This is a genomic window from Agromyces sp. Y558 (assembly GCF_059445415.1).
In genome coordinates this window covers 2,172,577-2,185,582 of the sequence record NZ_JCAIUH010000001.1, presented here as the reverse complement: position 1 = coordinate 2,185,582, position 13,006 = coordinate 2,172,577, and the positions used below count along the sequence as shown (strand labels likewise).

8 protein-coding genes are annotated in these 13,006 nt (G+C 69.5%); 1 reads left to right on the top strand and 7 read right to left on the bottom strand.

The window, feature by feature from the left end:
* Positions 1 to 14: 14 nt before the first annotated feature.
* From AC1C2T_RS10215 to AC1C2T_RS10205, 3 genes are all read right to left on the bottom strand, one after another.
* Positions 15 to 4,172 carry a carboxypeptidase regulatory-like domain-containing protein gene (locus AC1C2T_RS10215; protein WP_495385194.1) on the bottom strand — a complete coding sequence of 1,386 codons (4,158 nt, stop codon included), beginning with the start codon at positions 4,170 to 4,172 and terminating at the stop codon, positions 15 to 17.
* A gap of 220 nt (positions 4,173 to 4,392) precedes the next feature.
* On the bottom strand, positions 4,393 to 5,826 hold the full coding sequence (locus tag AC1C2T_RS10210; protein WP_495362440.1) for a phosphomannomutase/phosphoglucomutase: 1,434 nt from the start codon (positions 5,824 to 5,826) through the stop codon (positions 4,393 to 4,395).
* Entirely contained in the window at positions 5,823 to 6,038 is a 216-nt protein-coding gene (locus tag AC1C2T_RS10205) for a DUF3499 family protein (protein ID WP_495350785.1), read from the bottom strand. The genes AC1C2T_RS10210 and AC1C2T_RS10205 overlap by 4 nt, the downstream gene beginning before the upstream one ends.
* A 63-nt stretch (positions 6,039 to 6,101) precedes the next feature.
* On the opposite strand from AC1C2T_RS10205, the gene AC1C2T_RS10200 reads away from it, so the two are divergent.
* A complete protein-coding gene (locus AC1C2T_RS10200; protein WP_495362439.1) occupies positions 6,102 to 6,545 on the top strand; it encodes a hypothetical protein in 444 nt (147 codons plus the stop codon).
* Between the two features lie 99 nt (positions 6,546 to 6,644).
* Here AC1C2T_RS10200 and AC1C2T_RS10195 read toward each other — a convergent pair whose 3' ends face one another.
* From AC1C2T_RS10195 to galE, 4 genes are all read right to left on the bottom strand, one after another.
* Positions 6,645 to 8,108 carry a DUF5719 family protein gene (locus tag AC1C2T_RS10195; protein ID WP_495385193.1) on the bottom strand — a complete coding sequence of 488 codons (1,464 nt, stop codon included), beginning with the start codon at positions 8,106 to 8,108 and terminating at the stop codon, positions 6,645 to 6,647.
* Complete coding sequence (locus tag AC1C2T_RS10190) at positions 8,098 to 11,307, bottom strand: glycosyltransferase (protein ID WP_495385192.1); 3,210 nt, start codon at positions 11,305 to 11,307, stop codon at positions 8,098 to 8,100. The genes AC1C2T_RS10195 and AC1C2T_RS10190 overlap by 11 nt, the downstream gene beginning before the upstream one ends.
* Positions 11,308 to 11,563: 256 nt before the next feature.
* Positions 11,564 to 11,884, bottom strand: coding sequence for a WhiB family transcriptional regulator (locus AC1C2T_RS10185; protein WP_495362436.1), 321 nt, complete (start codon positions 11,882 to 11,884; stop codon positions 11,564 to 11,566).
* 153 nt (positions 11,885 to 12,037) lie between these two features.
* Entirely contained in the window at positions 12,038 to 13,006 is a 969-nt protein-coding gene (gene galE / locus AC1C2T_RS10180) for a UDP-glucose 4-epimerase GalE (protein WP_495385191.1), read from the bottom strand.

Below are 13,006 nucleotides of genomic sequence, written 5' to 3'. Positions count from 1 at the left end.
CAGGCGGCGTCGGATCAGTGGCGCGCGACCCGTTTCGTCTTCGACGACGCTCGTTCCTCGGCCGGATATCCCGGCAGGTGTCCGGTGACACGCACCCAGACGCGCACGCCGACGAGCTCCGACGTGAGGTCGAGCGTCGCGGCGGTGGCGCCCTCGATTGCCTCGCCGGCGGCGTACCACTGGTACGTATGCTGCGTTCCCGTCGTCCAGACACCCGGATCCGCCGTGATGGTCGACGACGCGGTGGGTCTGCCCGAGACCGTCGGCACGCCGACGAGGAGTACCCGAAGCGTCGGCTCCGACGTTCGTCGCTCCAGTACGACACCGCGTCGCAGCGTGGTGACCCGCACTTCGATCTGTGCACCCTCCTGCTCGGCGGTGAGACGGATCGTCGCGCCGGTCGCGCCGATGATCGGAGCGCCATCGGCGTACCACTGATAGGCGAACACCCTTCCCGGTGACTTCTCGCCGGGATCCGCCTTGAGCTTTCCGCCCACGACCGGCGTTCCTGAGATCTGCGGCAGAGTCAGGTCGGGCTCCGCGGTCGTGACCTTGTCGGTCTGGGGGGACGTCAAGGTCATCGGAAGGTACCCGTCGGCCGATGCGGTCACCCGGACGGACATCCGCTTGCCGACCTGGTCCGACGTGAGGCCGAACGCTGCGTCGGTCGCGTCGGCGACGACGACATCGTCGGCGAGCCACTCGTATGTGAGGGATGCCCCCTCGATCGCCGACGCGGCGGTGGCCGCCAGGGTCTCGCCCGCTCGTGGCGTGCCGGAGACCTGCGGAGCGGTCAGTTCGACCGCGACCGTTCCGATCTCGTTCAGGGCGGCGTCGACGCGCAACGTCTCCTGGCCCGCCGCGACCTTCACCACGGCGGCAGAGGCGGCCGAGCCGGCGTCCTGCCACCATTCGGGCAGGAACCCGGGAGTCGACGGCTCGTAGGGTACGAACCGCAGCTTGTAGTCGCCGGCCGTGAGGCCGGGGAGCACATACGCCCCGTGTATGTTCGCCCGCTCCTCCCCGATGTAGTTGCCACCGACCGAGTAGACCTCGATGGTTGCAGACGGGGCGCCGAGACCGCCGGTGCCGGTGACCCGCCCGCTGATGGCGCCGCCGCGCGCGAGCTCGGCGTCGACGCCCGTCGTCGGTGCGGCGCCGGGCACGACCGTCGCCGCCGAACCGGGCGTCGACGCGTCATCCCACCACTCCGTGCCGAGATCGTTCCAGACGCCGCCGAACTGCACGGTGTGCGGTGCGTCGTTCTGCAGGCCCCAGATGCGGTAGGTGCCATCCGCGATCGACACTGCCGAGGCCCCGCCTCCAGCATCATCCCTGGCAGTCACCCGCACACCTTCGATCGGCTCGGGCCCTGCGCCGAGATCGGCGATGATCGTGCCCTCGATCACACCGCCCGTCTTGAGATCAGCGTCGAGTTCGAGTGTGCCCGTCTGCCCGGGCAGGATCGTGACCCGGTGCGAGAAGCCGGCCGCACCAATGTCCGCCATCGTGCCGAACGAGACGAGGTACTCGCCGGGGCGGAGCCAGTACTCGTACGCGCCGCTCGAATCCGTGCACGCGCCGTCACCCCCGCCCCTTCCCGGCACCCCGACGACCCGTGCAGTCAGGCAGCCTGCGACGGGCTGTCCCAGGTACGTGAGCGTGCCTGCCAGCTTCACGTCATGGTCGAGGTGGATGTCGCGCGTGATCGCACCGACAGCCGTGCCGATCTCAACGACCACCGGTTCGTGAGCACTGGCTCCGAGCGCGCCAGCGGTCACTGCGTAGTTGCCCGCCTCCAACCCGGTGACCCGATAGGTGCCGGAGTCATCGGTCGATTCGTAGTAAGAAACCATGGAGTCGTCATCAGGTCTGATGGTGACCGACGCCCCTGCGAGCGGCTGCCCGTCGGGGGCGTACACGACGCCACTGAGCACCGTGTCGAGCGACAGTATCGCGTCTGCTCTCGTCTCGACGCCGATGGGCACGGTGAGCGTCTGGGCGCTTGCGAAGTCCGCGGCACCGCCCCACCACGAGTCGCGGACGGGTCCGGTGAAGCGGACCTTGACGTCCCCGGCGGGGACATCCCACAGGATGGACTCGTTCCCGTCGAATGAACTGGCCCCTCCGACCGCCTCGCCGGTGACGGCGTCGAAGGCTTCGATGCGGACATACCCTGTGTAGGCGCCGTCAACCTGGAGGGTCGCGGTGATCCAGCCGAGGCCGGGCAGCACGAAGTCATGCGCGATGCTCTCGGTCGCGCCGACTTCGAAGAGCGGTGCCGCATCGTGTGTCGTGCCGTCCCACCACCACGAGGTCGATGACCACGTCGACTCCGCGAATCGCACCGCATAGTGCCCCGCGTCGAGTGCCTCGAAGCGGTACCCGCCGTCGACATCGGCGACCGTGCTCCGCAGCATGCCGCGCTCGGTGTACAGCTCGACGACTGCGCCCGCCGCAGGGCCGACGCCATCGGTCGTCATGGCTGACACCGTGCCGGCGATCTCGCCTGATGCAGCGACAGCCCCCGCGACATCCAACACGGTTTCGCTCGAAGCAGCAACGGAGAACACCGTAGCGCCGGCGCGTGAGGTCGAGGCACCCGACCATGTAGTGCGGATGCCGGGGCCGGAGACCTCGAGCAGGTACCGTCCGGCTACGACCGGCGCGATGGAGTACTGCCCGTCGGCGTCGGTTGTCGCAGAACCTGCCGTCGCGCCGCTGAATGCGTGGAGCGTCACTTTCGCCCCGGAGACGCTCGCGTCCGAGCCGGAGACCGTGACACGCCCACCCACACTCGCGGCGCCCTCAGGGGTGAAGTCAAGCACGGCGGCACCGCCGGCAGGCACCTGCACTGCGGCGCTGCCGTTGAAGTAGGGGCTGCCGTTCGGCATGCCGAACCAGACGGTGTGGGAGCCCGCAGGCAGACCGGTCAGTTCGTAGCGTCCGTCGGCGTCGCTCGTTGCCGATACCCCTCCCAAGCCGGCGACCGAAACGTGCACTCCCTCGATCGGGTCGCCGCCCGCGGCGGCGATGACCCCGGAGATCGTCGCGCCGCGTGCGAGCTTCGCGTCGATGGCGGTCACGACCTCGCCTGCGCCGACCGTCACGAGGTCGGCATCGACCTGGTTCTGCTTGTCGTCCCAGTACTCGCGAAGATAGCCGGATACGGTGCCCGGGTCGAACGAATCCGGGTCGAACGAGATGGTGTAGTCAGCCGCCGCGAGACCCGAGATCCGGTAGCGTCCCTCGGCATCGGTGACGGCGGAAACCCAGCTTCCCGAACCCATCGCGGAGACACTCACACTCTCGAGCGGCACGTCGTCCGGCCCCGTCACCACACCGGTGATCGCGCCACCGACGGCCAGCTCGGCGTTCACGCCCGAGACGGTCTCACCAGCCACCACATCGAACGTGTCGGCAACATTCTGATCGGGCTTGTCGTTCCACCACTCGCCCGAATAGTCGGAACCCCACGGCGGGCTGAATTGGACGGTGTACGTCCCTTCGGGTAGACCGGTGATCGCGAACGCACCGCTCTCGTCGGTCGAGGAGCTGCCCCGGTACTGGGCATCGCCGTTGTCGTACGCGTACGCCGTAACGTTGGCGTACGGCACCGGGGCGCCGCCGAGACCGGACACGACGCCCTCGATGGCACCACCGATCGCGAGTTGCGCGTTCATGCCCGAAACGATGGAACCGTCGGCGACCTCGAACGAGTCCGACGACGATTGGTCGGGCCGGTTGTTCCACCACTCGGCGACGAGCGCCGATTCGATCGAGGGGCTGAACTGCAGTGTGTACGTGCCGGCCTGGAGCGAGTCGAATGCGTAGGCGCCATCGCCTGCCGTCAACACTCCCGCGGTGTACTCGAAGTAGTCGCCGTTGTGCCGATACGCGCTCACGCTCACGCCGTCGGCCGCCGAACCATCTGCGAGGGTGACAGCGCCCTGGATCGATGCACTCTCCGCGATGCCGGCCTCGACGGCCTCCCCGTCGGTCGGTGCGGACGACGCGGGCGGCGCTTCGATGATCGGTGCGACCGGATGACTCTCCTCGGCGGATGCTGGGGACGCATCGCTCAGGGCGAGACCGGATGCGATGAGGGCGGCAACGGTGAGGTAGACGGCGCTGTTGAGGGCAGGCCACAGCGTTCGGGTACTGCGAGGCACGTGGTCTCCGGCTTGTCGGGTTCGGTCGGGGGAACCGGATGCGCAGCGACTCTGCCGCAATGCCGGACCGTGTTCGGTTTCCCGAGAATACTGGGAAGTACGACCAACGCGACTCCCCCCATTCGGGTGTCACGACATCCCCGGATGCACCGCGAGTCGCTCGGCGTGCTGTCGTCGATGTCTCAACGCCCGGTGACGTCGATCTGCCGCAGTGCCGGCGTCAGTCGCGAATGAGCGCAAGCACCTCGTCGCGGACGGCCTCCATCGTCGCGGCGTCAGCACCCTCGACGTTCAGGCGCAGCAACGACTCGGTGTTCGAGGGCCGCACGTTGAACCACCAGAACGACTCGTCGCCGCCCGTCGTGCCGATGACGGTGAGTCCGTCGAGCTCATCGAACTCGGCCCGACCGGTGAATGCCTCGACGATGCGCGTGTAGGCGGAGGGCACGTCTTCGACGACCGAGTTGATCTCGCCCGACAGCGAGTAGGGCGTGAAGCGCGTCGACATCTCGGAGAGCGGGCCCTGCTGGGTGCCGAACTCGGCGAGCACGTGCATTGCCGCGAGCATGCCGTTGTCGGCGCCCCAGAAATCGCGGAAGTAGTAGTGAGCCGAGTGCTCGCCGCCGAAGACGGCGCCGGTCTGCCTCATCTGGTCTTTGATGAGCGAATGCCCGACCCGGGTGCGCACCGGAGTCGCCCCCGCCTGCTCGATCACCTCGGGCACGAACCGCGAGGTGATGAGGTTGTGGATGACCGCGACATCCGTCTCGCCTGCCGCATGCACGCGAGCGATCTCGCGAAGCGCGACGATCGCGGCCACCGCCGACGGGTTCACGGCACCGCCCTGCTCGTCGACGACGAAGCAGCGGTCGGCGTCGCCGTCGAAGGCGAGGCCGAGGTCGGCGCCGTGCTCGACGACGGCGCGCTGCAGGTCGACGAGGTTGGCCGGTTCGAGCGGGTTGGCCTCGTGGTTCGGGAAGGTGCCGTCGAGTTCGAAGTAGAGCGGCACGATCTCGAGGGGCAGCTCGGGGAGGCCGGCGGCCGTGCCGAGCACGGCGGGCACGGTGAGCCCGCCCATGCCGTTGCCGGCGTCGACGACGATCTTCAGTGGTCGGATGCTGCTGAGGTTGACAAGCGATCGCAGGTACGCCGCATAGTCGGCGAGCACGTCGACGGTCGAGACCGAGCCGGGCGACTCGACCGAGGAGATGCCCTGCTCGAGGTATTCGACCGCTCGGTCACGGATGGCCGCGAGCCCCGTGTCGCGCGAAATGCCCTGGGCACCTGCCCGTGAGAACTTGATGCCGTTGTACGCGGCGGGGTTGTGGCTCGCCGTGAACATCGCGGCGGGCGCGTCGAGGGAGCCCGACGCGAAATAGCTCTCGTCGGTCGAGCACAGCCCGATCGAGACGACGTCGGCGCCGCGGGCGACCGCGCCGCGAGCGAAGGCTTCAGCGAACCCCGGCGAGGAGTCTCGCATGTCGTGGCCGACGACGACTCGGCCGCCGCCCGCGCCGACCTCGTCGACGAAAGCAGCGGCGAGCGCCTCGACGGTCTCTGAGGTGAGCCCGTCGCCGACGATTCCGCGAACGTCGTAGGCCTTCACGATCGCGTCGAGGCGCGCGCGAGCGTCGGATGATGCAGCGGGATTCATGCCTTGAAACCTACCTCACCGAGGCTGACGTGCCGCACGATCTGCCATCCCACAGGCGCCGAGGTGCGTGCGGTGTGGCGCGCGCAGAGGTCGTAACCGTGCGGCTCTCTGGTCAGTGCGAGCGGGCCGAGTACGGCCATGGAATCGGCGTAGTCGAAGGTCATCGTGGCGACCGCTTCTGCGGCGCATGCGGTGCGCGAACAACGTCTCATGGCTCCCCCAGAGTAGCGAGCGCCACGGTCGATCGCAGCCAACGACTCAGTACGATGGAGGGTATGCCCCGATCCCGTCGTGTCGCCTCCGAGCCGCGCTCGCCTCGACGGCTCGCCCGAGATCGCCATGGGCGCGGTCTCCGCTCGGCGGTCACCGGACCGCACCTTCCGATGCTGCACAACAGGCTCGACGAGTTCGAGCTCACCGTCGGCACGACTGCAGCGTATCTGCGCGGCCTCTGGCCCGAGCTCGAGGGCGTCGTCTTCGAGGTGGCGCAGGGCCCCGCCGAGGCGATCCACGAAGATCACATCGATCGGTGGAAGGTCTTCCACGACGAACGCCGCATCGTGTTCTTCCGGCTGCCGATCGTGCGTTTCCTGCGCCTCCAGGAGGGTGAGGAGCGCGAGGAGAAGCTCCTCATCGAGAGTTGCGTCTTCCGCGCGATCGCCGATCTACTCGGCAAAGACCCGTGGGAGCTTGCTCCGGGTCGTTACCGGCACCTCTGAGGGCTTCGCTCCCTGAGCTGGGGTTTCGCTCCCTGAGCCCGTCGAAGGGGACCCGCTTCGACAGGCTCAGCGAACTTCGACAAGTTCAGCGAGCGCTTCTTACCGTGGGAACACGCGGATCGGCGAATCCAACGGCCCCGGCGGCTGCACGCCGAATGAGGCGAGTTCTCCTTCGCCGGAGAACGACACCGAGGCGTGCACCCCCTGCACGCCGGTCAGGGTGACGATCTCGCCGGCCTCGACGTCGACGGATTCTGCCGAACCGGCATCGATCGTGACCGCCAGGGTCTCCCCGTCGATCGTGTACTGCACCTCGGCGATCTCGCCACTCGCGTTGGCCAGGTGCAACGTCGGCGCCGGCCCCTCGGGCACCGCGACGACCGCGTCCTCCAGGAGCGGCGTCGTCGCGACCGTCCAGGCAAGGTCGACGGATGCCGCGGCGTCCGTCTCGCCCGGCAGAGTCACCGCGACCGGGCTCCCGGTCGTCGCGCGTGCTGCAGCCACGATCGGACCGTCGGCGTCGAGCCTGATCGTGTACGCCCCCGCATCGAGTACTCCGAGCGGCACGTCGAGCGCGCGCCCGGGCTGCAACGTCACCTCGATCGTGGCGCCGACCGCACCGGACTCGGGCATGATGCCGATCGACACGTCGACGGGTTCGTCGCCGGTCGCGAGGAGCCGCACCGCCGGGTGGTCATCGCCTTCGGCGTGATCGTCGGACGGATCGACGCCGCCCGCTTCGGCCACGACGAAGCCGGGGATGGTCTGGCTGTTGGCCGGCGTCGCGACGGAGCCCGTGAACTCGACGCCCGCCGGCGCCAGGCCATCGACGGCGGACTGCTCGAGAGCCGCGGCGATCATGCCGCCCGTGCTCGTGACGTGCACGACCGGCGAGGTCAGGTTGGGTGCGATCCCGGCGAGCGAGACCACCCTCTGGGTGCCCGCGGGAACGATGATGCCGAGCGCCGAACCGGCCTCGACGGCACCTGTCTCACCGATCACTCGCACATCGACGGTGGCAGCGACGTCGGTGGGATTGGCCAGCGACACGAGGCTGGTCCGTCCGAGCGTCGTCGCGCCGGCCACGAGCCATGATTCCGCGCTCGCCTCGGCGCACGCCGTTGCCGCGAACCCGGCGACCGTCTCGGTGTCGGCGGACTGCGATTGCGCTGCGGCCATCATGCCGGCGTCGACCGTTCCCGGTTCGACGGAGATCGCCAAGGGCGTGCCATCCCGGTCGGCCCGCGGGTTGCCCGGCGCGGCGAGTGGGGTCTCGGTGATCTCGGCGTCATCGGGGTCGGCGCCCGAGGTCAGGTCGGCCGAGCCGATCGACGATGCGGTCGTCGCGGCGGCAGCGTCGTCGGCGAGGGTGAGCAACGGGCCCGGGCAGACGCGCTGCTGCAGACTCTCCGCAGGCTGAACGACGAGCGACGGCGGATCGACCCGATGGTCCGGCCACGGCACCAGGGCCGCGGCGGCGAGTGCGGCCGCGGCGATCGCAGCGGCTGCGAGGAATCCGACGGCACGGCCGCCGATGCGGGCGATGGTGCGACTAACGGGCATCGTCGTCCCCCTTCGGCTCGGTGGGCTCGGTGGGCTCGGTGGGTTCGTCAGGCTCTGTTGCTTCGTCAGGCTCTGTTGCTTCGTCAGGCTCTGTTGGTTCGTCAGGCTCTGCCGAGTCTGACGAGTCGGCGGGCTCAGCGGGTGCCGCAGGTTCGGACGGCTCGTCGGTGGGTTCGACCGATTCAGTCCGCTCGGACTCCCCTCGGACGTCGGCGGCCTCGCCCGGGTCTGAACTGTCGGTGTCGGCTTCCTCCGCAGCACCGGCACCGCCATCGGCACCGGCATCGGCACCGGCACCGGCACCGGCACCGGCACCGGCATCGGACGCCGCAGCATCCCCTGCTTCTGCCTCTGCCTCTGCCGCGTCGGTCGGTGGTGCCGATCGCGGTTTCCGCCTACGTCGGCGCACGGGCCTCCGGTCGGCTTCACGGCCGACGCCGGTCGGAATCGACAGCAGCAGGGTCGCGCCGAGCACGATGAGTTGCACCGCGGTGATCACGCCGGCGAGCGCGCCGCCCGCACCGGGCGGGATCTGGGCCGCCGGGGCATCCGGCTCGGCCGCGCTGAATCGCCAGAGCGTGCCGAAGTCGGTCTCGCCCACCGCGACCAGCGCCGCGTTGCCGTCGAGGGCGGTGCGCGCCCTGGTGGCGGTCGATTCGGCGTCGCGGTCATCGCCGACCGGCGGGGTCAGCAGCACGAACGACACGCCGAATTCGCGGATCGCGGCATCGGAGTCGAACCCGCTCCGGGAAGCGAGGTTGCCCGCGATCGTGGCCAACTCACGCTCCGCTTCGCTCATTCCCACACGAGTCTGTTCGAGCGTCGACTGCTCGTCGAGCGTCGTACCCGCGCCGTGTTCGAGCGTCGCCCTGATGCTGCCGTCGTCTTCGGGCTGGATGCGCAAGGTGGTGACGCGAGGGTCGGTCTCGGCCTCGGCTCCGACGAATGCAGGCAGCGTGCGCTCAGCGGCGGGCTCGATCGACGTCGACGCGGTGGCGATGCCGAGCCCCGTCGGCAGCACCGCGACGACGGCGCACGCGGCGACGAGCCAGCCGAGCAGCGCACCGCCGCGGCGCACGGCGCTGAGGGCGATGACGGCCGCCAGGATGAACCCGAGCCAGGCGAGGCTGAGGCCGGCTCCGGTCCAGAGCTGCACGGCTTCGGGGCCGGCGACCGCAAGCGCGAGATGGGCGGCGGCGACAGCGGTCGCGAACCCCAGCAGAGCGGTTCCGAGGCTGAGCACCGCGCCGCGGATACCGGGCGCGAGCACGGCCGCCAGCGCGGCGAGGAGCAGCGGCAGCACGAGGAGCGTGACGAGCAGCTTCGGATCGACGGAAGCCGCGTCGCCGAGGAAGGCGCCCCAACCGCCCCACGGCGCACCGGGGAAGCCGAGCGCGAGCTGCCACACCGACGGCGCCGTGCTGCCCACCGGCACACCGGGATCGGCGAGCAGGGCGAGCGGCGTCCCCCGCCCGAGCTGTTCGATGACGAGCGGCGCAGCGAGCACGGCGGCCGGCAGCGGGAGCGCAGCGAGGCGCACCGCGGCACGCCCGCTCACCGCAAGGCTCACGAGCCACGCGACGAGCAGCGCTGGTGCGAGACTCGGCGCGGACGCCACCACCGCGGCGAACAGGAGGGAGGCTGTGGCGGCTGCCGCCCACGACGTGGCAGCACCGAACACTGCGAAGGCGAGCCAGCCCAGCAGCACGTGCGCGAGCACGGCACCCGGACGGCCGTCGCCGAGCGCGACGAGCAGCGGCGGGGCGAGTCCCCACACGAGTGCGGCCACAGCACGCACCGAGCCGCGTTCGGTCAGCCTCGATGCGGCGAACCACGCGCCGAGGGTCGCGACCGGCACAGCGAGCAACCAGAGCAGCACGAGTCCGAACGATGGCGCCCAGAACGCGAGCGAACCCAGCACGGCGAGCACTCCCGCGAAGGGGTCGGCGGCGCCGACGAAGCCGGCACCGATGTCGCGCCATCCGTAGGCAGCATTGCGCCACAGCTCGCCGAGACCGTTCGAAAGCGGGAGGATTCCGCCGCCGCTGAGCCCTCGGGCGCCGAGCAACCAGGTGAACAGGGCGACGGATGCCGCGACCGACGCCAGCAGCACCCAGCCGCCGCCCGTGCCGAGGAACTGCAGCTCGTGCTTTCGACCGCGCGCACGCGCGCGTCGCGCTTCCGCGGCATGCTGACGACGCCGCCGCACCTCGTCGGGCTGCATACGCAATGGGGCGATCGCCGACCAGCCGACGGTGCGTGCCGCCTTGAGCCGGCGCCGGGCGCGGGCAACGCGCATGCCGGAGAACATCGTGCCGAGTGCTGCCGAGAACTCCCCTGGGATCGCCCCCGGCGACTTCACGAGGAGCAGCCTGATCGAGCGGATGATCGCCAGCGGCAGGAAGCTCAGCCAGTGCACTGGCACCGCCGCCGCGGGTGCGTACACGAGCCGACGATGCAGGGCGGCAGCTCGCGCGGCCCGGATGCGCCGCCGGGTCGCACGGGCCCGCGGGTCGGCGGGCGGCCCTGCGACCCCGTCGCCGGCGAACAGCACGAGTGCTTCGGGCACCACCGAGACGCGGTGCCCGGCCAGTCGAGCGCGGATCGAGAAGTCGAGCGCATCGTCGACGGTCGGCAGCGCTGGATCGAAGCCGTCGAGCGAACGCCAGACCGAGTGGCGAACGAGGAGCGCGGCCGGGTCGAGCCCGAGCACGTCGCTCAGTCCGTCGTGCTGTCCCTGGTCGAGCTCGTCCGAGACGAGCGACACGCTTCGCCCGAACCGCGTGATCGTGCGACCGAATGTCGCGATGCGATCGGGGTCGTCCCATTCGCGCAGCTTCGGCCCCGCGATCGCGACGGACTTCGCCGTCTCGAGCGTGGCGACGAGTCGTTCGAGCGCGTCGGGCGCGGGCGCCGTGTCCTCCGCGAGGAGCCAGAGCGCATCGGCATCCGATGTCGGTGCTTCGAGCACCCGCTCGGCGGCGCGGACCGCCTCGCCGAACGAGAGTCGCTGCGAGAGTTCGATGACGTGGGTGGGCGAGGCCGCTGCGACGAGCTCGCGCGCCTCGGCATCTGCTTCGGTGAGCACGACGACGAATGCGTCGGGTGTGCGGCGCTGGGATCGAATCGCTTCGAGCGAGCGCGCGAGGTGGTCGCCGCCGAGATGTGCGACGAGGACGGCGGTGACTCTGGGGAACATCGGGGTCAGCCTAAGCGGCTCGCGCCGCGGCATCCGTCACCGCACCGGGCGTGCCTCGAAACCGCGAGACGAATGTCGAGCGGGTTGAGGAGGCGCCCCAGCGCCGTCTCGAAACACCCACGAAAGTCGAGCGGGTTGAGGAGGCGCCCCAGCGCCGTCTCGAAACACCCACGAATGTCGAGCGGGTTGAGGAGGCGCCCCAGCGCCGTCTCGAACACGGCGCGAGCGCGGAGCCTGCCGAGGCAGACTCCGCGACTCAGACCGCTCGCTTACGGAGTTTGCGACGCTCGCGTTCGGAGAGCCCGCCCCAGATGCCGAAGCGCTCGTCGTTGCCGAGCGCGTACTCGAGGCACTGGTTTCGTACCTCGCATCCGGTGCAGATCTTCTTCGCGTCCCTCGTCGATCCGCCCTTTTCAGGGAAGAACGCTTCAGGATCGGTTTGCGCGCATAGCGCGTCGCTCTGCCATGCCAGTTGATTGTCATCGTCTGTGACCGGACGAACCCCCGGAACGCCCAGCCTTACCGGATCGATGAACCAATCGTCAGGTACTCCAGAACGATATTCAGGATTGCCCATATCGTCTCCCACCCAGTTGTACCGACCACCCAGAAGGTGTGTCAGGACCAATTACACCGGTGTAATTCGCGAGAGTCAAGTCGCAGATCGTAAACCCTCAAGCGGCGATCGAGGCTTCATCACGATCTCGACACGCCGGGTGTTGGTCATACGTTATGAATCGGATGCCGCGCGGCGGGCCTGCCACGCACTCTCGACCATCTCGGCGAGCGTGTGGCGCATGCGCCAATCGAGGTCGCGAGCGGCGAGTTCACCCGACGCGACGATACGGGCAGGGTCACCCGCGCGACGTGGCGCGACCTCGGGCGTGAAGCCGATGCCGGTGACCTCGGCGACCGCCCGCATGATCTCGCCCACCGAGACGCCGTCACCCGACCCGAGGTTGTAGACGGTCTCGAGGGGCTCACCGCCGTCGAGGCGGCGCGCAGCGACGACATGGGCTTCCGCGAGATCGGCGACGTGGATGTAGTCGCGCACGCACGTGCCGTCTGGAGTCGGATAGTCATCTCCGTTGATGCGGGGGGTGCGGCCGTCGAGGAGGGCATCGAAGACGAGCGGGAAGAGATTGTGGGGGCTCACGTCGAAGACATCGGGCGTACCCGAGCCGACGACATTGAAGTAGCGCAGGCTCGTGTGCGCGAGTCCGCGCGCTCTCGCCTGGTCGGCGAGCAGCCATTCGCCGATGAGCTTCGATTCGCCGTATGGCGACTGCGGCTGCTTCGGGGTCGACTCGGTCACGAGGTCGACGTCGGGTGTTCCGTATACGGCAGCGCTCGAGGAGAAGACGATGCGGTCGACGCCTTTCGCCTCCATCGCGGCGAGCAGGGTCGCGGTGCCGGTGACGTTCTGCTGGTAGGTGTGCAGCGGGCGGTCGACCGAGACCCCGGCGTACTTGAAGCCGGCGAGATGCACGACCCCCTGCACGTCGTAGCGGTCGATCGCACGTTCCACTGCACTTCCGTCGAGGATGCTGCCGTGCACGAAGGGCGTTTCGGCGGGGATGAACTCATGCTTTCCGGTCGACAGGTCGTCGAGCACGACGGCTCCGATGCCCTGGGCCTCGAATGCGCGCACGACGTGCGCTCCGATGTATCCCGCGCCCCCGGTGACCAGCCAGCTCAT